The organism is Vibrio sp. Y42_MX_L11, assembly GCF_024181785.1.
In the GTDB taxonomy this organism is placed as follows: Bacteria; Pseudomonadota; Gammaproteobacteria; order Enterobacterales; family Vibrionaceae; genus Vibrio; species Vibrio diabolicus.
In genome coordinates, this window is sequence record NZ_JAMZAP010000012.1 from 1 (window position 1) to 22,774 (window position 22,774).

General features: G+C 45.1%; 9 protein-coding genes. 3 read left to right on the top strand and 6 right to left on the bottom strand.

Going from position 1 to position 22,774, the window contains the following annotated elements:
• Positions 1–81: 81 nt before the first annotated feature.
• Positions 82–14,985, bottom strand: coding sequence for a retention module-containing protein (locus NL643_RS13360; RefSeq protein WP_253644580.1), 14,904 nt, complete (start codon positions 14,983–14,985; stop codon positions 82–84).
• Between the two features lie 860 nt (positions 14,986–15,845).
• Between NL643_RS13360 and NL643_RS13365 the strand changes: the two genes are divergently transcribed.
• A complete protein-coding gene (locus tag NL643_RS13365) occupies positions 15,846–16,091 on the top strand; it encodes a YgjV family protein (protein WP_005397186.1) in 246 nt (81 codons plus the stop codon).
• A 98-nt stretch (positions 16,092–16,189) separates the two neighbouring features.
• Here the strand turns inward: NL643_RS13365 and NL643_RS13370 are convergent, their stop codons facing one another.
• Positions 16,190–16,471, bottom strand: coding sequence for a DUF2218 domain-containing protein (locus NL643_RS13370; RefSeq protein WP_005397185.1), 282 nt, complete (start codon positions 16,469–16,471; stop codon positions 16,190–16,192).
• Between the two features lie 42 nt (positions 16,472–16,513).
• On the bottom strand, positions 16,514–18,520 hold the full coding sequence (locus NL643_RS13375; protein ID WP_253644581.1) for a TonB-dependent siderophore receptor: 2,007 nt from the start codon (positions 18,518–18,520) through the stop codon (positions 16,514–16,516).
• A 116-nt stretch (positions 18,521–18,636) separates the two neighbouring features.
• Between NL643_RS13375 and NL643_RS13380 the strand changes: the two genes are divergently transcribed.
• Together NL643_RS13380 and cueR are read left to right on the top strand one after the other, a co-directional pair.
• The gene (locus NL643_RS13380) at positions 18,637–19,605 is read left to right on the top strand and encodes a helix-turn-helix domain-containing protein (protein WP_203347508.1); all 969 of its coding nucleotides are present in this window, start codon (positions 18,637–18,639) and stop codon (positions 19,603–19,605) included.
• A gap of 87 nt (positions 19,606–19,692) precedes the next feature.
• Entirely contained in the window at positions 19,693–20,079 is a 387-nt protein-coding gene (gene cueR / locus NL643_RS13385) for a Cu(I)-responsive transcriptional regulator (protein WP_253644582.1), read from the top strand.
• Between the two features lie 54 nt (positions 20,080–20,133).
• Here the strand turns inward: cueR and vctC are convergent, their stop codons facing one another.
• The 3 genes from vctC to vctD are packed head-to-tail and all read right to left on the bottom strand — an operon-like array spanning position 20,134 to position 22,770.
• Positions 20,134–20,889, bottom strand: a complete 756-nt coding sequence (gene vctC / locus NL643_RS13390; protein ID WP_253644583.1) for an iron chelate ABC transporter ATP-binding protein VctC — start codon at positions 20,887–20,889, stop codon at positions 20,134–20,136.
• Between the two features lie 2 nt (positions 20,890–20,891).
• Entirely contained in the window at positions 20,892–21,842 is a 951-nt protein-coding gene (gene vctG / locus NL643_RS13395) for an iron chelate uptake ABC transporter permease subunit VctG (protein WP_005397178.1), read from the bottom strand.
• Complete coding sequence (vctD, locus tag NL643_RS13400) at positions 21,835–22,770, bottom strand: iron chelate uptake ABC transporter permease subunit VctD (RefSeq protein WP_041853077.1); 936 nt, start codon at positions 22,768–22,770, stop codon at positions 21,835–21,837. The genes vctG and vctD overlap by 8 nt, the downstream gene beginning before the upstream one ends.
• Positions 22,771–22,774 lie beyond the last annotated feature (4 nt).

Genomic DNA, 22,774 nt, shown 5'->3' on the forward strand with positions numbered 1-22,774 from the left:
CGTCTTTCATTTTGGTCCGGAACAGAATATTCCAGTATGACCGCTTATAGTACTGCATCTTAATCTTCATTGTGATTGCGTTCAGAGCACCCATTGACATCGGGAGGAAGTCCTTATAGTAACGTTTAGATTAATATCTAATGGCGTTGAATACGCTTGGTCACCATTTGATGCAGTAGAAACCGCAGTCAATGTAATATCGTAATCTCCCGGGATCGCATTATTGATGTGTAGCGTATCAATTTCATCTTCTGGAACAGTCCATGTTGTACCATCAAAGCTGATATTCGATGTTGTGGCCTCACTCGTGATCGTGGCTCCTCTTGGCACGCCTGTGAGCTCTAAGGCCAGTACTTCATCGACATCGGTCAACGCAGCCATAATACCCACCAGCGCGATGCCTTGACGGCTTGCACTTTGACTCGCACTAATTCTTTGAATGTAACTAAAGTTCTGATCAATGGCCAAGTTTGGTACGTCAGCGACAGGCGTTACGTTAATATCAAACGTTTCTGATGTTTGTAGTGAGGTACCCGTTAAGTTGTCATAGAAGATACCATTGTCATCAGCGGTAACGGTAAGCGCAATAGAATTGCTGTTCACGTCACTGGCATCAATAAATACACCGACATCCGGATCCGTCGAAGCGAAAAGACTATTAAGCTGAGACAAAGTCCCCATCAGTACAGTTTCACCTGCTAAACCAACGCCTTGAGTAATGCCACTCCCCGCCGGGACAACGACACTTATATCACCCTCATCGATGCTGAGTGACACCGTCATGATTTCATTCTCATGAACACCTGCAAAATCAACATCGGTAATTTCGAAACCTGAGATTTTTTGATCCGATGACTCCACAATCGTATTTGTGACCATTGAGCCATCAATCTCCGGAGCATCGTTAATCGCCTGCACTGTCATCACGGCTGAGCCACTGACGGTCTTCGGATCCGAGACGCCATTGGTCATGCCATCATCCGTAATATCGTAATTAAAGCTTACATCCCCGTAAAAATCAGGAGCAGGTTCAAAGCTCCACTCCGTTGAGCTCAGTTGAGTAAGCGTCCCTGCTGCAGGGTCGACAAGCGTAACATTGCTAACGGTTAAATTGTCCGACTCAATATCAACCGCATTAACCAGCAAGTCCGCTGCGGTCATAATAACAGCGCCGCTGTCTTCATCAATACTTGTCAGCGTCACTTCCGATGTTGTTGGCGCATCATTCACCTCTGTGACTTCAATTACAAATTGGCTGCTATTTGAATTGAGTGTTTCATCGACACCGCTAATCACGATACCTTCGTTGCCTTGGTCATCGACAGAGATGTCGACATTGACGTTACCAAAGAAGTTAAGCGCTGGGTTAAACTCCACTAAACCATCAGCGATAGCGGCGTTAAGGTCAGATACGGTTCCTTTCAGTTCAATTGAACCCGTGCCGTCTCCAGAAACCGTCAATCCGTAATTGGCAATAATCGATGGATTGAGCACCAAGTAACCGCTATCGACAGCAATATTCAAGACATACTCTGCGGTAGGATCATCAAGTACCGCATCCACATCCGAAATACCAAATGTATCCAGCAGGATAGCGTTGTCTTCTGGTGTTTCAACGTCAATGACATTCGCGAACTCCGGTCGATCATTCACCGCTTCAACATCAACAGCTACGTCAAACTCCTCGGCTGAACCTAAACTTTGGCGACCATCGAGCCCGGTATCAACAGCTTGCACTTTGAAATGCAGTGACCCACCCCATGAGTTATCGTTTCGATCACCAGAATTAAAGACCACTTGCCCCAAATCTTGAGCATCGATTTCTAATACGAAGACGCCATTTCCTTGGTCAGTAAACACCGTTCCATCAGGTAATGAAACACTCGCCCCATCAGGAACATTTGAAATCTCAACTCTCAGCGTCTCTGGATCATTTTCCTGGTAGGTTGCGCCATCTCCGATGGACTCTTTGTTATCAACCACCAGCGCATTGACGTTGATAACAATATCTTCTCCTTCATTCCCCGCAGCTGCAGTATCAGGATTCACATCAACATCATCACCAATAGGATTCACAACCAGCGTAAAGTTATTAGTTCGCTCAGTTGGTACTTGCAACAATTCTTCTTGGATGAACACGGTAATGCCAATCTCTGCCTCACCACTGAAGTTTTTCGGCGGTTTGATTTGGATGTCACTCAAATCAACGGATGTCTGAGTAAGGTCTTTTAGCTGAATACTCCATTCTCCTCCGCCGTTGTTCTTAACAACATAATCAGAGGAATTGGATTGCACGACAAAATCATCAGGGATCCCTGTTAACTTGAGTGAAACGAAACTTTCAGAGCCATCATTATCGTTTAAGCTGATCGAAACCCCAGAGCCTGATTGATTCAACGAAATTAAAGTATCTTCGTCACCAACCACGGTAATTGGCTTCGTAGGATCGGCACCTGTAATCGTAATATCGTCCACCACTGGCGTAACTTCGAATGTCACGTCATCAGTAAAAGTTCTTATATCGATATTATCGCCAGGGTTATTTAGGATAGACTGATCAAATACAGCCTCGTCTGTGATCTCTCCTTCGATATTAATCTTGACGGTGTTTTGTCCCCCACCTACGGGATAATTTTCTTTCGGCTTAAACAGAACAGTATCAAGCGCACCCGCTAAAATCTCTGCTTCATTAAACTCAATACTTGTCCCTAAGCTATTGCCATTTGCGTCAACAAACTCCCCCAGTGTTGTGTCATCGAGTGCTAACTTGATATTCGTTAGCGTTTCCTGACCACCTTGGATATTGTTATAACGGTCAGCAAAATCGACATTTAGATTAAGTTGGATTAAACCATCTTCATAACCCACACCATCCGCCGTTGGTACATCGCTATTTAGGTCATTAACTGGTTGTTTGTTAGCGTCTAAACCGAGAGTACCTGTGATATCCACTGTCACATTTGGTGTAACATCACCATCTAATGGCTGATCACCCGCCGAACTCGGAACATCTGCAATCGGTAAAACCTGAACTGGAATTCGCACGTTGTTTTCTTTTTCGTCGCCAGACTCTGTGTCTTTGGTGACAAACCTCACAGGCAATTCGAAATCACCAGCATAATCTTCTGCCAAGTGCATCGTTAAACCGTCCAAACCTGTGATATTGCCACTAGCATCAATATCTGCTTGGAAAACGTATTTACCATTGACAAAATCGATATCAGTGCCTGTTATCACCAAGCCTGGAGGAATACCGGGTGCGGATGGATCAATAACAACAGTCAAAACATCTTCCACACCATCCGCATTAATCGCATCGACTTTCGACGTCAATTGAGTGCCAAGGTCGATCGCATTATCTTCCGATGCTTCAATTTGAACGTCATCAGCCACCTGAATTTCAGCGGCAACACTTGTTTGCGGCGTGAGAACCGTCGGAAACTCAAGTGTCACGTCAGTTTCTCTTGCCACTGTTGCGTCTTTTTCAACGGCATCTTCACCTAAATCGTTGACCTCGGCATAGATGGTTAACCCAATTTGAGATAGACCGCCGTTGTCACCATCATCGCTGTCGTCGTTTGGCGTTAAATCAAGACCTGAAGGCGCTTTAATTGAGAAGTTTTCTTCGTCAATGACAGTCCATCGACCGCCGCCTTCGTTCAATGCACCAACAATGACCAATTGATTGAGAATCTCAGGGTCGACATTGTGGAACTGAACAACAAGCTGAGTCACCACTTCATCTGAAGAGGCGTCAAACTCTTGGTATTTGATGATATTCGCACCAGACTCCCCACCCGTTGAAGTATTGATCGTAAAATCAATGTTCCCTTGACCGTCTGACTTCACGATGTCAGTGACAACGCCAGTGCTTTCAGTAACAAGCAAACGTGTCTGGGCGTCTAGCGATCCTGTTGTATTTTCTGGCTCAACGATTGGATTGACTTGGACATGCACCATGCCATTGATGGCTTTTTCTGCAATTCCCTGCCCTGGATTAGAAGCATCGACATATTCGTGGTCAATCTCTTTCACCGTCACCGTAGTATTCAAATCAAAGTCAGTACTAGAGTCTTGCTCTAATTGCACCTGGACATACCCGCTTTGAGAGATTCGAGCAGAAAAGTCTTGCTCCGACTCGTTCGCTAGTGGCGAAAGTGTTAATGTTCCAGAAACCAATGTTTGTGCTACGCCATCGACATAAACCGTGCTGCCTGGAGGAAATCCAGAAATCGTCACATCACTAAAGAACTCATCTGTATCAGGGCTTTGAGCCAACGTTGGCTTCCAATCAATATTAAAGCGTGTATCTTCATCACCTTCTGATTGAACCGTGTAGTTATCTTGCGCATCAATGACAGGAGCGACAATAATTCGGATCTCACCCGATGAGGTTCGACTGTGACCATCATTCTCTGTGACGATCGTCGTCGCTGTAATATGAATGTTCTCCGTCGATGACGCTTCCGGTTTAATAACAATTCCAGAATTAATATTCGCCGTGGTGATATTGGCTTCATAGATTGGCTGATTTTGCGCGTCATAGCCTACAAAGGTCAGATCGACGGATGCACCATCGCTATCAAATACCTCGACACCTGCCGGAATATTGGACAGCAGAACCGTAACCGACTCTGAGTGGTCATTCGGGTTATCTGGTAACTCGCCAGAGATAACACTAAAGCCCAACTCTACTTGACCATTCTCATCGATATTAGTCTCAATACCTCTTACATTGCCGTCATTAAACTCATGCCAGATCCCTGATTTATCATTCAGCTCAATAAATGGTATGTCAGCTACGCCTTTCACACCGACGATCACTGTTTTGCTACCTAGTGACAACATATCTTCGGCAACCCCACTAGATAACGATGCCGTATCTTTTACGATACCTTCAACGTTGAAAGTAAAGTCATCATTGCTGTGCAACGGAGGAAGCACTTCGACGTTGGCTAACTCAGATTCTGGCACTTCGTAATAGAGTACATTGCCGCTTGAATCGGTCACTTCCACTATTTGGCTTGGGTTTGCTGAATCAAGCCACACTAACGTAACGCCATCAATTGAGAAGTCAGAAATACGCACAAACAGTGCTTCAGAACCATCTAAATCCGCAGACGGCTTCATGGTAATCACTTCACTTAACTGAAGTGGATCATGATCCGTGACAGGATTGACGGTGTCTTGAGTTCGAGCGTTATCCTCAAAGACATTGATTCGGTTGACTGTAAAACTACCTGGGTCCGCGATTGGGTTAACATCAATGATGATAGTTTCTGTCTCTGAACGTGCCGTTTCCTTCCCTGAGAACGGATTATTGTTTTCTGTTGTAATCGCGGTTACATCAATCTTGATTTCGCCCGAGAAATTATCGATTGGATCAATTTGAACGTCACCAATTCGGCTGGCATCTACGAGATAAACACCACCAGTTTTTGGAATCGCGCTACCATCCGAATAGACTAACTCCGCGTTACCTTCTCCTTGTGTAAAGATGAGCTCGTACACTATATCTTCAGGATTACTAGTATCCTGAGTTTCCGCCGTGATATTAAGTGCGACGTTGTTTCCGTCTTCATCGACAGAATAGTTAAACTCGCTGCTCGTCGTCCAAGTCGCAATATCTGCCACACTCTCAACTTGAATATTCAAATTACCATTAATAACGTGGTCAGCTGAGCCATTGTTCAGTATTTCAACGCGAATACGAGGATCAATACCTGAAACGTCAGTCGAGGTATGACGATCTGGGACAAAATACAAGTTATCTAAAGAGACAAGCTCGCCACTAAATGATTGCTCGACATTCGAGGCATCGAGAACAACTGTATCGCCTACTGGTGTCAATTCAATGAAGTTCCCGCTGCCATCTCGGTAATAGAACGTACCGTTGTGCGTGCTTGCATCTCGAATAGTGATATCACCTAAGCTTTCGTTACGATCGATATCATGCAAATCGATAACCAAATCGACTTTCGCCGGCGTCACATCCAGCGTCGACAAGTTGTCCTGAGTATTTGCAGAGTCAACGCCCACAACGACACCATCACGCCCTTGGTCCTCGAACGCAGTAACGGTAGACGTGTCAATTTGCGCATTACGGTCTCTTATCGAGATATCCACATCGGCATCTGCGATATCGCCATCACCATCGGTTGCAACAACGTTGATGGTGAAATCAATCGAGTCGGTTTCGGTATGGTCAAGATCGTCATTCGGACGGAATGACACACGGCCATCAGTTCGAACAACCAAACGACCGATTTCAGTATCCACTCCGTCAAGAACCTTGTGAACAAATACGACTTGGTCGCTGCCGTTCAAATCGACAGAATCAGAATCAACACCGTTTTGCTTAAAGTAAATGCCTGAATCATCAGCCGAAAATGAAGTCACTTGTGCGCCGTCAGCACCAAGATCGTCATCAGCTTCTACAGGGTCTTGGAATAAGTGAACCGTGCGGCTGCCTTGTCCCTCAACACGCGAAATAGATGCATCGTACAAGGTTGGAACATCATCGGTAATCGTCACTGGTAAGTTAATACCTGCCGTATCGCCATCGACATCTGTAGCAAAGACTGGAAGATCGAGTATGAGAGTATCTTCGCCTTGGGTTGAGTGGTCTAGCGCCCCCTCGAGTGTAAACTTGTAAGAGCCGTCAGCGTTCAAAACTAGCGTGAACACTGAGTTACCATCAGGTGTTTGACCTTGATAAGTAAAGTTGTTGTTGCTTACCGCGGTTTGAACTAACGTCACCGCAAGACCACCTGAAGTGACTCCCGGGATCGGGTTAGAAGTAAGATCCAACTGGTAAGAGACAACGGTATCTGCCCCTTCCACCGTATCGAAATTACCCGTTGCTTCAAGGCTGTCTTTGTTGGTTGCCTGAGAGCCATTGGTGAGGTCGTCCTCATCAACAGCCAAAGCATCTGCTGATTTAATTTCGGGAATGTCATCAATCACGGTAATTGGAAGATTCAGTGAAGATGACGTGTCACCATCAAAATCTGTGACTGTAATTGGGATATCAATGACAAGGTTGTTTTCACCTTGAACGGCGTCATGGTCAATTGGTCCCAACAGTTCAAATTGGTAACTGTCGTTATTCGCATCAAGAGACAACGTGAAGATCTTAGTTGATGTGCCAGTAATAACCGCTTCGTAACTGGTTACTCCACCATTGGTGCCTACTAGATTCAACTCGACGCTGCTGCCATTCGACGTTAAGCCTGACACGACTGCATCGAGGTCAGAAACTTGGTAGCTGACAATATTGTCTGCACCAGCAACGACCTCAAATCCGCCGTTTAATACCGTAGAATCATTACTTGTCGTATCAGAGCCACCGGCAAGATCATCTTCATCAACGGTTTGTTGGCTAGAGTCTGTCACTTTCACAATCGCTGGAACATCGTCCACAACCGTGATTGGCAAAGTGATGTTGTTTGATACATCACCGTCAAAATCGGTCGCGTTGACTGGGAAGTTGATGACTAACGAATTTTCATCGTTACCCGCAGGATGATCAAGTGCACCCAACAGTTCAAACTCATAGCTGTCTGCTGAACCATTTAGCGTCAGTTTAAAGACGGTATCCGTCGTACCTTGTACGTAAGCTCGATACTCAATCACACCATTTGAATTTGAGAACTCAACCATCTCAAGCGGTTGACCACCTGAAGTAAGTCCAGAAACAGGTGACGTTAAGCTATCCAGCTGGAAGCTAACGATAGTATCGGCACCATCGGTAACGTCAAAATTGCCACCAATGATATTGGATTCTGGCGTGTCGTCCGAACCTTGGCTTGGAATATCATCCTCATCCACAGACAAGGTACTACCAGAGCTAATAGCATCAATGGTTGGCTTGTCATCTACGATCGTCACTGGCAAGGTCGCAGTGATAGTATCGTTGTCGCCATCCGTGACCTTCACAGGTAGATTCAACAAAATCTCATCAGAGTTAACCGCGTGATCTAACTGACCAGATAACTCAAAGTCGTATTTACCATCTTGATGAAGTGTCAACGTGAACACCGTCACTCCACCCGGAGTTTGCCCTACGTAAACAAGTGCGTCAGCAGTTGAGGCACCAACGTCTTGAGAAAGTGTTACCTCTTCTCCACCCGATTTCAGATTCGGGATAGGGTTTGAGCTCAGATCCAATTCGAAAGCATCAATACCATCTGCGCTAGTGACTTCAAATTCACCTGATACCGTTAATGGCTCTTTAGTGCCATCAGAACCAAGAGGTAAGTCATCTTCGTCTACACGTAGACTTTCAATATTGGTAACAACTGGAACATCGTCCACAACGGTAATTGGCAATGTGAAGGCTGGTGAAGTATCACCATCATTATCTGTCGCCGTCACAGGGAGGTTAATAACAATCTCGTTTTGCTGATTACCATCTGGATGATCAAGCGGCTTCTGTAAATCGAACTCGTAGGTGTTGTTCGTTGCATCCAACGTCAGTTCGAAAACCACTTCAGCAGGATTGCCAGCAACACCTTGGTATACGTTCACACCGTTTGCGCTAGAAGACAGAACTAAGCTGATAGCTTCACCATCTGAAGTCAGTGACGCAACAGGCGTGGTCAGGTCACTAAGCTGAATAGAAGCAACTTGGTCAGCACCTTCGGTGATATCAAAAGTACCTGAAATAACAGTATCTTCTGCACTTGCAGCATCAGTACCTGCTGGTAGGTCATCTTCATCAACGGTTTGTTCGCTGCCTGCTAGTAAACCATCAATGGTCGGAACATCATCCACAACCGTAATTGGTAAGGTGATGTCGTTCGACACGTCTCCATCAAAGTCAGTCGCGTTTATCGGCAAATTGATGACCAGTTCATTTTGGCCATCAGCATTTGGATGATCGAGAGGAGCAAGCAAATCGAACGTGTAGCTGTCATTAGAGGCATCGAGTGTCACACGGAATACTGGTGTCGTCGTGCCATCAATACGAGCTTCGTAAACTGAAACGCCACCTGCGTTTGATACTTCAACCATAACCAATGATTGACCACCTGAGGTCAGGCCTTGTACTGACGTCGCTAGGTCAGAAACGCCGTACTCCACAATGCCATCAGAGCCATCAGTCGCGATGAAGTTACCAGCAATGCTGTTCGATTGCGTACCATCAGATCCGACTGTTGGGATATCGTCCTCATCAACCGTTTGCACACTGGTTGCTTCAATGCCACCAAGTGTCGGCTTGTCATCAACGATCTTGACAGGAATTGTCTCAGCAGACGTGTCGCCATCAAAATCTGTTGCGATGATTGGGAAGTTGAGCGTTAACTCGTCGCTATCAACAGCATGATCGATTGGCCCTTCAAGCGTGAAGTTGTAAGAGCCATCATTATTCACTGTCAGTGTAAAGACCGACTCAGTGCCTGCTGTTGCTTGGTAGGTAAAGCTGCCATCAGCGTTTGCGGTTTCAGTCAGCGTGACCGCCACGCCTTGTGATGTAAGGCCATCAACTGGTGTTGCAGAAGCATCAAGCTGATAGCTCACCACTCGGTCAGAGCCTTGTGTGGTGGTGAAGTTGCCATCGATTGAAATCGGGTCAGTTTGGTCTGAGCCAATCGTGGCTAAATCATCTTCATCAACGGTAATCGCATCGACATCGGTAATAGTTGGCTTATCATCGACGATGGTGACTGGGAGCGTTTCTGTGGTGGTATCACCATCAAAATCCGTCGCGATGATTGGGAAGTTCAGCGTCAGCTCATCACTACCTGTTGCATGGTCAATTGGACCTTCAAGCGTGAAGTTGTAACTGCCGTCGCTGTTCACCGTCAAGGTAAATACGGCTTCTGATCCTGCGGTAGCGGTATAGGTAAAACTGCCATCCGCATTCGCGCTTTCCGTCATTGTCACCACTACCCCGTGTGAGGTTAAGCCATCAACAGGGTTAGAGGACGCGTCTAACTGATAACGCACAACATGATCAGAGCCCGTCGTGACAAAGTGACCATCAATCGACACGGACTCTTTTTGATCAGAGCCAATCGTAGCCAGGTCATCTTCATCCACGCTGATCGCATCAACATTAGTGATGCTTGGCTGATCATCAACAATAGTGACAGGCAGTATTTTAGTTGAAGTGTCGCCATCAAAGTCTGTTGCGATAATCGGGAAATCGATTTGTAGGCTGTCGCTATTCATCGCATGGTCTAGTGGACCTTGCAGAGTAAAGGTGTAGCTGCCATCTGGCTTCAGCACTAATTCAAATACGGCATTGCCATCTGCTGTGGCAGTGTAAGTAAAGCTACCATCACCGTTTGCCGTCTCAGCAAGCACGACAGGCTCACCATGAGAGGTCAACCCTGCTACTGGATCCGCGGTTGCATCAAGCTGGTATTTAACAACGCTGTCCGAGCCTTCTGTCGTACTAAACGAACCAGACATAAACGCATCATCGTTTTGGTCTGAGCCAATTGTGGCGAGATCATCTTCGTCTACTGTCAGTGGAACAACGTTGTCGATGCTTGGAACGTCATCAGTAATGGTTACAGGAATGGTCGCAGTAGTCGTATCACCATCAAAATCCGTCGCAATGATTGGGAAGTTCAGTACTAACTCATCGCTGTTTAACGCATGGTCGACCGGACCTTCCAGACGGAAGTTGTATGTACCGTCTGCATTCACATTCATGGTGAAGACAGGGCTACCATCCGCGGTAGCAACGTAAGTAAAGCTGCCATCGGCATTCGCAGTCTCTACCAAGGTAACAGGCTCACCTTGCGAAGTTAACCCCGAAACAGGATCAGCCGTTGAGTCAAGTTGGTAGCTCACCACACGGTCTGACCCTTGAGTGGTCGTGAACGCACCTTCTACATAAACAGCGTCGCTTTGGTCTGAGCCAATACCTGAGAGATCATCTTCATCCACAGCCAGCGGCACGACGTTATCGATGACGGGTGCATCATCCGTGATCGTGACTGGAATAGTTGCCGTGGCCGTATCACCATCAAAATCGGTGGCAATAATCGGGAAATCAATGGTTAGGCTGTCGCTGTTGGCCGCATGGTCGATTGGTCCTTGAAGCGTAAAGTCGTACGTACCATCCGTTGCGACGTTTAGGGTAAAAATAGGATTACCATCTGCGGTCGCGACATAGGTAAAGCTGCCGTCACCATTAGCCGTTTCGACCAAGGTAATCGCCTCACCTTGAGACGTCAGGCCCGCGACAGGATCAGAGGTTGAATCCAGTTGGTAGCTCACCACTCGGTCAGAGCCTTGTGTGGTGGTAAACGCGCCTTTAACGAACAGATCGCCGCCTGGGTCGGAACCTACAACGTTAAGGTCATCCTCATCAACATTCAGCGCATCAACCGCTGTAATAGTCGGTACATCATCAACAATCGTGACTGGAATGATTTCAGTTACTGTGTCGCCATCAAAGTCGGTGGCTATAATTGGGAAGTTCAGTGTCAACTCATCACTATCAACCGCATGATCAATTGGTCCTTCAAGCGTGAAGTTGTAAGTACCATCAGTATTCACAGTCAGCGTAAAGATCGCTTCAGAACCCGCTGTCGCTTCATAACTGAAACTACCATCACCATTTGCGGTTTCTGTTAGCGTGACAGCCACACCTTGCGATGTTAAACCGTCAACTGGTGTTGCAGAGGCATCTAACTGGTAGCTCACCACACGGTCTGAGCCTTGCGTGGTGGTGAAGCTGCCATCAATAGAAATTGGATTGCTTTGGTCTGAACCAATTGACGCTAGATCATCTTCATCAACCGTAATGGCATCTACGTCAGTGATAACTGGCTTATCGTCCACGATCGTCACAGGGATCGTGGCGTTTGTGGTATCACCATCAAAGTCGGTCGCGATGATTGGGAAGTTGAGCGTCAACTCGTCGCTATCGACAGCATGATCAATTGGCCCTTCAAGCGTGAAGTTATAAGAGCCATCAGTATTCACTGTAAGCGTAAAGACCGCTTCACTACCCGCTGTTGCTTTATAAGTAAAGCTGCCATCACCGTTTGCGGTTTCAGTCAGCGTGACTGCCACGCCTTGCGATGTAAGGCCGTCAACTGGTGTTGCAGAAGCATCAAGCTGATAGCTCACCACTCGGTCAGAGCCTTGTGTGGTGGTGAAGTTGCCATCAATAGAAATCGGGTCAGTCTGATCTGAACCAATCGTGCCTAAATCATCTTCATCAACGGTAATCGCATCAACATCGGTAATAGTCGGTTTATCATCCACGATGGTGACTGGCAGTACAATTTGACTTGTGTCACCATCGAAGTCGGTAGCAATAACGCTAAAATCAAGAGTTAAACTGTCGCTATTTGCCGCATGGTCGATTGGACCTTGCAACTCAAAACTGTACGAGCCGTCGGTATTCAAAATTAATGTGAAAACTGCACTGCCATTTGCCGTTGCGCTGTAGGTGTAACTGCCGTCTGCATTTTGCGTTTCGGCAATGGAGACGATTTGACCTTGAGATTGCAGGCCATTTAAAGGATCAGCGTTTACATCCAACTGATACTGTACGACGCCATCTGAGCCCTGAGTCGTCGTGAACTGACCTTCAACCAGCGTTGGCTGTGATTGGTCAGAGCCTACCGAACTTAAGTCATCTTCATCGACGGTAAGAGCAACAACGTCGTTAATGGTTGGCACATCATCAGTAATGGTAACCGGTAGAACAAGTGAACTGGTGTCACCGTCAAAGTCCGTTGCGACAATATTGAAGTCTAAAGTTAAGCTATCGCTACCCACAGCATGATCGATTGGACCTTCAAGGATAAATGAATAAGAACCGTCAGGGTTCACTTGTAAGGTGAAGATAGCGTCCCCTTCTGCCGTTGCAGAATAGGTAAAGCGACCATCTGAGTTGGCTGTTTCCGACAGAGAGATAGATCGACCCTGTGATTCCAACCCATTGAGTGGATCAGTGCCGCTCTCTAATTGATAACTTACAACACGGTCTGAGCCCTGGGTCGTCGTGAAGCTACCTTGCGCGAGCACAGAGTCGCTTTGATCGGAGCCGATGCTTGATAAATCGTCTTCATCGACGGCCAGCGCATCAACGCCATCAATCGTAGGAACGTCATCTTGAACTTGAATGACAATTTGCGCCGCTTCTGGTGTGTTCGAACCTTCAGTAATCGAGGAGCGGTCGCCATCCGCATCTACCGCGTAAACTGGCAGTGAGAAAGTAAGCGAGTCATCATTAGCACCCGTATGGTCGAGTTGTTCATACAAGTTGAATTGATATTCGCCCAATGCAGGGGCATCGATCGCCACATCAAATACGGTAATACGCACGCCATCCAGTTCGATGAAGCCTTCGTAAGTGCGCACGCCGTTACTCTCGGACGCGAGTTCCAGTTGAACAACCTGCCCTTGAGATTGGAGTTCTCCACCAACGTTAAACTCTGTAGGTTCCAACTCATAGTGGTCAATGATATCACTACCGACCGCTGTCGTGATCGACCCGGTACCACTTGTTACTGCCTCGCCTTCCTGTGAACCTTGGTCAACCCCCGCCTCGTCTAAAGACAATCCCGTCACGTTTTCAATTACTGGATTATCGCCATCAAGAATGGACATCGTAAAGGTATTGCTTGCCGTATCTTGGTCAAAGTCAACGATTGTGGTTGGTAAAGAGAGCTCAATCGTATCTTCACCGTTTGTTTGTTCCAACGGCTTAAATTGCTCAAATTGGTAGGTACCATCGGTGTTCAGACTGATGGTTAAGACGGTTTCATTCGAGCCAGCAATGGACAAGGTGATAGTACTGCCGTCTTCAGAGAGTACCGCTTCTGTCGCCTGATTATCACTCAGTAGGCCATCGAACTGACTAAGTCCTTCTTGATTAAACGTGACCGTTGCCAATTGATCACTACCAATATCAACAAAAGTGCCAGTGATTGGTGTAGAAGAAGATTCAACGTTTTCAAAAGTAACGTTTTGCGGCACCGGATCATCGCCATCAATAACAGTTGTCGTGAAACCGATAGGTGCTTGAATACTGTTACCACCAATATCTGCGCCTGTAATGTCAAAAGCGATATTGATTTGATCACCGGAGATGAAAACTTGACCATCAGCAACAGACGCGACATGGTCAATGCCCTGGCTAATCGTGGTAACGACCTCTAACTCTAAATCACGGCCTAAAGATGTCGCTTCGATCTCGATACGAAGCACTTCGTTACCACCTTGAGTGCCGATAATGGCATTTTGCGCTTCGTCGTAAACGAACGCCACTGGCTGACCACCAGAGGTAATGTCACTATTTAACTCGGTTAACAGAGACTCTAATGAGGACGTTTCAGGTACAAATGAAGCGGTATCAAGTGCGAGATCCCCTGCTTCAACCAGCACACTAGAAGAAATGGTTTGCGGATAGCTTGATAGAGAAATTGAGCCTTCTGTTACGCTAGATTCCAGTGATTGTCCGCCATCGGCAAAAATAGTGACATCCAAATCATCAGCTTCATCGCGTTCTTCTACACCGCTACGAGTCGCTGACGTCTCAAAAAAGGTGGAGGCAAGTACTTCCGGATTATTATATTCAACGGTCACATAGCCAGCATTGGCTGAGCCTTCAGCGCCAGCACCAGCAGCCGTTGCTTCCAAAATAGCAGTCGGGTCAGCACCATCTAAAATGGCCTGTTGGATAGCCGCGACATCATTAGCGTCAAAGTTAGCACCTTCGATAGCTGTTGGATCGAAAGTAACCTGGCCATTAACTGGAGATTGCAGCAAGGTTTCTGGTTGTTCAAAAGAAGGTTCTGGAAGGCACGCGACACAATTAGCATCAACCAGATACAGCTCATTATGTATCTGTACATCAAGAGAAGCGTTATTTTCTGTAATGATCACTTCGCCAGATATTAACTCATCCCCCGCTTTTATAGACCTGACTTTTCCATCCAGACCTAAAACCAAGACTTCACCTTTGACAGCATTTACAATCGCGTTCTGCGGCACGGTTTGCGTACTCATCTGACCTCCGCTAATGGCCTACGTTTCCCATTAACCTTTTTAGATAGTTTTTAAATGATTTAGTGCGGCATACAGCACACCTTTAGACGATTAGACTAAGTATCAACTCATTAAACAATCGATAAATGGCGCACTAATGAGCAAAGTAAGTAAAACTTACTAGTAGTCACAGAAATGTGACACATGTCCTAACGCCGCAATATCGATTAATTATATGAAATTGATACCTTATTCCGTATAAGTGTAGTCGTTTTAAAAAAGAAGATAGATGAAAACGCTCAGCTAAACGCCAAACTACCGGTTGCAATCAATAATGGAAGAAAAGCAATAAGAATGTTGTATACACCTGAACGTGATGACAACTTAATCAATATTGGTGACGAAAAAAACGTGACGATTAAATATTGAATGACATAAATCGTTGGACAAAATATAACCATGAAAATGTGGCTCACAATATGAATTCCCGAGCACCACGAATTCGGCTTTGTCCTGATATACAGTAAAAAAAATACGAGCAAGCTAATAAGAAAATACATAAACATCACACTTGAAAATAATTATCATTTTCAATAATATGTAAATATTCCCCCACTTTCAATGATGTGAGAGCTATTAATACCATCGTTATTATCAATCAACACAATAAGTAAAATTATCAGTAATTCCCGTCCTAAACGTTTGCGTAATCGCTAACCTTCTCTTAACCTTGATTTGAGGCTTTTATCACGGTTTTTCCATTGATATAGTGCGTCCATACAACAAAAAAAGACCATTCGAGGCATGGAGCTTCCTCATTAATCTCAAGATGAGAAGAATTGGTACCGACAAAATTCGGCAGATTTTAAGAGGGTCAAAAAATGGACATGAATATGGTTGAGATTTTAGGTTATGCAGCTTCAATCATGGTCGCAATTTCGCTAACTATGAAAGATATTGTTAAGCTTCGTATCCTTAACTTTATTGGTTGTGCGCTATTTACTGCTTACGGACTAATGATTGATTCTTGGCCTGTAGTATTAACTAACGGCTTTATTGCTTGCGTTAATATCTACTTCCTAGCAAAAATGCAACAGGAAAAAAAAAGCCTAGAATCTAGAGCCTAAAAAGCAATAGCATTCGAACAATAAAAGCCCGCGAATGATAAGATCGCGGGCTTTTTGCTTTTAATGCGCTCTCACTTTCTGCACATTCATCAATAGCTCTAGCGAACCCAGTTAAGTGCTAATGTTTCTCGACGAGAGAACATGTCTACATGTGATGAGATTATCGCCTTCACTTTGCCCAGTTTCTCTTCGGAATCCGCCTCACAAATAATGGTCAAGCTAGACTCGCAAAGAGCAAACTCCGCTTTTCCCGTCGGAAATGTCACCAAACCGCTGTTTTCATTCCAAGTAGCAGGAACCTTTCGTCCAAAATGCCGACAAAGTGTCACTAAGTATTTGTCAGCGTGTTCGCTATCTATTCGGGTGCTTTCTTTAATCATGAATTTACTCGTGTTTTGAAGCGCCCCCTCTCGGGAGCCCTATTAGAATTGATAAGCAGCAGAAAGTTTGAAGTTGCGACCCGGCTCGTAGTCATCAAGCGTGAAGCCACGTGCCGTACCCGAACGAGACGCATGAGAGCTGTACAACTCGTCAAATACATTATCAATACCAAAGGTCACCGACAGTCCATCAATATCAGACGGCACCCATTGAGCATATAGATTATGTACATCATAACTTGCTTTCTTTGGCTGACCATCAAAGACGTTGTCTTCCTCTAGAACAAACATTGAGTTCCACCCGAAGATCGTTTCTAAAGCGTCTGACTGGTAATCCAAAGTTAGAGCAATACTATCACCCATATCAATGCTACGCCCATTACCCCCAGCAACAGGGCCACCAGTATTCTTGTTTTTGGTGTCCGACTTAGAGTAAGAAAGTTTGCTGTTAAACTTGTCGTAGCCATAAGAAGCACTTGCCTCAAAGCCTTTAATCTCGACATCACCTAAGTTGTAAATCAGGTAAGTTTGAGTCGCGTTTTGGTACTGGTCTGCAATGTAATCATCAATTTCCGTTTGGAATGCCGTAATATTCGCTCCAAAGAAATGCTTATCAAAGGTTTTATCAAAACGGACACCACCCTGTGTGTTCAACCCCGTTTCCGGCTTTAGTCCATCCTCTAAAAATGCAACGTCTTGGTAAGCAATAAAGGTTTCCATCAGCTCAGGGCCTTTGAATAGAGAGCGTGCGCTCGCAAACAACGTCCAATCCTGAGTGACTGCCCATTCTGCTGCTAGGGCCCAGGTCACATCATCATAGTTACTCGTCCCCGTTTCAGCTTCACGTTTGTAATCATCAAAACGCATACCTGCGGTAACAAAGAAAGCATCAGAGAAGAAGAACTGGTCTTCTACAAACAGTGCGGTTGAAATGGCCGATTCATCCATGAACTTACGACTACCGTAGTAACTTGAAGATGTCTTATCCATGTAGTCGAAACCATAGGTGATTCGATTATCAAACTCACCTAACATAACATCCGACTGGAACTTACCATTCAAACCAAAGTTTTGGTTTTTAGCGGTGTTCTTCGATAAACGGTTCGAAGGCCAGCGAGGAGCCATAACGCTCTCATCCCGTTTAATTTCCGTCTCGGTATTATAAAGTGTGACGTTACCTTGATGTTGTTCGCCTCGCAGCTCGTAACTCAAGGTAACGGTATCTCGGTCATAATCCGTAGGAATAAGTAACGTGCTCGATAAGCCATTGTTCGCACTCCCCGACATATCAGGACGCGGACTGTAATCACCACTGTCTCGGTACATGTCATAAGAGAGCTCAAAACGATGGATGTCGTTTAGTTCATACCCCAACTTAGCCAGAATGTTGTAAACATCACCCGCAGCGCCATAGGTTTTGTTGCCGTCACCATCTTCAAAGTCATCGCGCGTAACGTAATGGCCATAAACCATCGCATCAATGTTTTCGGACAAAAGCCCGTACAGTGTCAACGAGCCTTGTTGGTTGTCGTTGGATGCATAACCGCCATAAACACGAGCACCAAACTTTTCATCGTAACGAAGTAAATCGCGAGCGTCTTTCGTTTCAAAATAAACCGAGCCGCCTAAGCCATTTTGAGTCACAGAGTTATTACCCACCTGGATATCGGCAGATTTGAGAATGTCAGGGTTTAGCGTCAAGTTACCAATGTGATGGAACATGCTTGCATGCTGAGAAGCACCATCAAGACGAATGTCCAAATCGGTTTCGCTCAAACCACGAATGGTAATACGTTGATTCACAGAGTGTGTTCCACCAACATCCACACCGGGAATATCGCGCAGTAAATCAGACATATGACCCGCTTGCTTCAGTGACATGTCGTCCGCAAACATCGACTCAGTATTGCTAGAAACTTTTGTTCCCCATACAACGACTTCTTCAAAATGTGACTCGGTATCTTGAGCTAAAACAGGGTTTGATAGCGCCATTCCCACTGCAAGGCAAAGGCTTGAAAGCTTGATAGATGAACAAGCAGGGCTTTCCATAACTTCATTCCTAAATATTAATGATAATAATTCTCAGGTATAATAAGCATGAGTTTTATAAATACAAAGGCGATTTGATTATGCGAAATCGCACAAGTGTTATGAGGAAGTGTCAAATGCAGGAAGTCACACCAAAACGAACTAGAATTGCCAAGATCGCTTTAACCCAAAAACTGGAAGCCACAGAAAAGCAGTGGATCGTCACGCAAGGTCAACCTTGTCAAACTCAACTGGCAGAAGGCAAATTCCTATCATATCAGTACAATGATCAAATCTTTGTTCATGGTGGACGCTGCCTAGAGCTTGTTGATTCACATATTGTTTCTACTGCACACGCCTCACTGTTGGTCACTATTCTTTTAGAAGGTAAGCTCTCGTTTGGCTACGACGATTTGCAATTTGATTTAGACGCAAGCGACGGCCCTAAAGGTGTCGTGGTGAACCTACTCAAACCTGCAAACTTTCGGCGCTCACTGCTCAAAGATAACCTCATTAATAAGATCAACATATTGGTTAAGCCCCAGTGGCTAGAGGCTCGCCTTGACCAAACCTGTCGTCATCGGTCCTTTTTTAACTCTCATCAGGCGTTCCATCCACTAGAGCTTAACCAGGCGTTATGCGAACTGGCTAAAACGCTGACAAGTCGAGAAACACCACAAGAATTCCAAGATAAGTTGGAAGTTGAAAGCTTGATCTATCAAATTTTGCATCAAGCGACTGAGCAAATCCCCAAGCACTTCAGTGCTAATAAAAATAACCTTGAACGACATACAGATGGTCGAATAGAGGATATTGTTAGCTATATAGAAACTCACCTTGAGCAAGAACTAGGCTTAGAGAAGTTGGCAAGCGTGTTTTCAATGAGCGTTTCAAACCTGCAGCGCCGATTTAAGCAATCACTGAATATGACCGTAAATGGTTATATTCGCTTTCGGCGCCTTGAGATTGCGAGGCAACACTTGGAACGTGGCCTAGTGACGATCACGGAAGCTGCTTATGAAGCCGGATACCACCACCCTTCCAACTTCACCTGCGCTTTCAAAAAGGTATTTGGTGTACCACCGCATGAAGTGATAAAAGAGTAAAGAGGCCCTAGGTAACTGACTGTTATTTAGGAGTGTCTTATCCACAACATCGGTATATACTCGCCTTAAACGTTATGGAGGTTAAACATGAATATTGGTGCTGTCGCAAAGCTTACTGGGCTTTCATCTAAGTCGATTCGATTGTATGAAGACAAAGGGATCATATCTCCACCAGTGCGCAGCGACTCTGGCTATCGAGAATATTCAGATAATCATATTCAAGAGCTTAACTTAGTATCACGCGCAAAAAACGCAGGCTTTTCACTGCAAGAATGCAAAGAGTTGGTGCAACTTGCCCATAATCCCAACCGAAAAAGCAGCGAAGTAAAAGCAAGAACCATAGATAAGCTTATGGAGGTTGAAGAAAAAATCGCGCACCTTATGGAGATCAAAACGCAACTTGAAGGTTGGGTTTCTTCTTGTCCGGGAGACGCTGAAAGCCGATGCCCAATCATAGACGAGCTCACCAAGTAAACTCGCCTATCTATCCTCATTGAGGAATAGCTATCATTAAGCCCTGAGGTTGGATTAGTGGTAAGTACACATGCGCTTGCCGTTTAATTCGATAATGTTAAACGGCGTTTCGTAGATATCCTCTAGCGTAGACGCCTGAATCACCTCTTCCACCGCACCACTTGCCACAACTTTGCCTTGCTTAAGCGCCAATATGACATCCGAGTAGCACGCTGCGAAATTAATATCATGAATAACCACCACCATGGCTTTGTTCATGTCATGAGCTAACCGCTGCACGACTTTCATGATCTGAAGAGAGTGTTTGATATCTAGATTGTTAAGTGGTTCATCAAGAAAAACGTAGTCTGTATCTTGTGCAATCACCATGGCAATAAACGCAAGCTGTCGCTGACCACCACTTAATTCATCCAAATATTTGTCTTGGATACCTTGTAAATCTAGATAGTCGATCGCTTGTTCAATCACCACATGATCTTCTTTGGTCAGATTTCCTTTGGAGTATGGGAAACGGCCAAAAGAGACCAACTCTTTCACGGTAAATCGCATGGTAATCGAGTTGGCTTGACGAAGTACCGCCAGCTTTTTCGCTAACTCTTTAGTGTCCCATTCCGCAATTTCCTTGCAATCAATGATAACACTACCACCATCCCGCTCCGTTAAGCGCGAAGCCATAGATAACAGCGTGCTCTTTCCCGCGCCATTCGGGCCAATAATCGATGTTACCTTGCCCTTTTCAAACTGAGTATTGGCCTCATCAACCACTTTATTTGAACCGAAGGCCTTCGTTAATTTGTCTATCACTATCATATTTATACAACTTTGTTTTTCAGTAGTAGATATAAGAAATACGCACCACCAATAAAGTTAATAACGACACTCAACGTCGTCTCAAAACTGAACACGTTCTCGATAATCCATTGCCCAGCCAGTAACGAGCTGATGGAGAGAAACGAACAACCAACCAGTAGCGTTTTGTGTTGGTAACTTCGGAACATTTCTCGGCTTAAGTTGGTCACCAGCAAACCAAAGAACATAATTGGTCCCACTAGAGCCGTAGAAATAGCTATCAGAACCGCCGAGATAATGAATACATTTCGCGTCACCTTAGGTACGTCGACGCCCAAACTTTTCGCATTGTCTTGGTCGAGCCAAAACACGTCTAAAGTGCGATGCATACTAAATAGCAACCAACATGCAAACATCAAAGCTGGTGCACTAAAGTAAACCAAATTCACTTTTACATTATTAAAGCTGGCGTAAAGTTTCGATTGAACGATTGCAAACGTATTTGGGTCCATCAGCAAAGAGAAAAATGACGCCGCATTGGAAAATAGCTGACCAAAGATCAAGCCGACCAATAGCAACGTAATCAAGTTCTTGCTTCCTTTAGAAAAGTAAAAACCAAACAACAATAACGAAAACGACACCATTACAATTACGGCAATCGCGAAATTGACATACAAGTTAAGAACTAAAGTACTCAAACCACCAAAAATCAGCACGATCAAAATTTGCGTCAACACATACAGCGCATCAAACCCCATGATACTTGGCGTTAAAATTCGGTTGTGCGTAATGGTTTGAAATACAAGTGAAGACTGAGCAATAGCCACACCCGCTAACACTATCGCCAATACTTTAGGAACTCTACGAGATAAAAAATACTGGTAGTTGTCAGCCGTTAGCCCAATACCAATAAACAAACATGCAAAAAGTACCGCAATGCCACCTAGCAGTAGGATTTTCGTTGAATCACGCATGTTGCTTACCTCGCAACAACATCGCGATGAATACCACGCCACCCAATATGCTGATCACGATAGAGATTGGCATTTCATGAGGGAAGATAATCAAACGACTCACCAAGTCGCAACACAGCACTAAAGTCGCCCCATACATGGCCGTAAGCGGAATGTTCTTTTTGAGGTTATCACCATAAAAGTGACTAACGAGGTTCGGCACAATCAGACCAAGGAATGGCAGCTGTCCCACAATCATCACGACACTTGCTGACATGATTGACACCAACAGCACGCCAATCGTGACAACCTGCTGATAATTTAACCCCAAGTTAACCGCGAAATCTTTTCCGATACCCACAGCTGAAATCCGTGCGGCAAAAAGATAGCTGAGAATAGCCATTGGTACCGCGATGTACAGCAGTTCAAAATCACCACGTAAGATGTTGGCAAAATTCGCTACTGTCCAAGCATTCAGACTTTGAAGTGCATCGTATTTGTAAGCGATAAACGTGGTCATGGATTGGATGACATTGCCGAAAATAATTCCGACAAGTGGCACAAAGACCACACTCTTAAATTGAATGCGTTGAATAAAGAAAATAAATGCTAGCGTCCCGAACACCGAAATACCGAAGACAAGCCATAGGTGATTGTCGTTGCCAAAGAAAACCACGCTCAGTACATAGCCCAGCATGGCGCATTCGATCGTACCGGTTGTAGAAGGTGCAGCAAATCGGTTCTGGCTGATTTGCTGCATAATAAGGCCTGCAATACTTAAGCCTGCACCAGCAAGCAGTATGGCGAATAAACGTGGTATACGGCTGGTAAAGAAAAGCTCTAACGCTTTCTCATCACCCGAAAATAACTGTTGGGGCGTCATGTTTGCCACCCCAACAAACAACGAAACCGTGCTTAAAACCACAAGGGTTAGCAATAACTTTTTCAAAGTT

Coding starts and splice junctions, on each gene's coding strand:
- NL643_RS13360 (WP_253644580.1), bottom strand. CDS start 14,985: ATGAGTACGCAAACCGTGCCGCAGAACGCGATTGTAAATGCTGTCAAA.
- NL643_RS13365 (WP_005397186.1), top strand. CDS start 15,846: ATGGACATGAATATGGTTGAGATTTTAGGTTATGCAGCTTCAATCATG.
- NL643_RS13370 (WP_005397185.1), bottom strand. CDS start 16,471: ATGATTAAAGAAAGCACCCGAATAGATAGCGAACACGCTGACAAATAC.
- NL643_RS13380 (WP_203347508.1), top strand. CDS start 18,637: ATGCAGGAAGTCACACCAAAACGAACTAGAATTGCCAAGATCGCTTTA.
- cueR (WP_253644582.1), top strand. CDS start 19,693: ATGAATATTGGTGCTGTCGCAAAGCTTACTGGGCTTTCATCTAAGTCG.
- NL643_RS13375 (WP_253644581.1), bottom strand. CDS start 18,520: ATGGAAAGCCCTGCTTGTTCATCTATCAAGCTTTCAAGCCTTTGCCTT.
- vctC (WP_253644583.1), bottom strand. CDS start 20,889: ATGATAGTGATAGACAAATTAACGAAGGCCTTCGGTTCAAATAAAGTG.
- vctG (WP_005397178.1), bottom strand. CDS start 21,842: ATGCGTGATTCAACGAAAATCCTACTGCTAGGTGGCATTGCGGTACTT.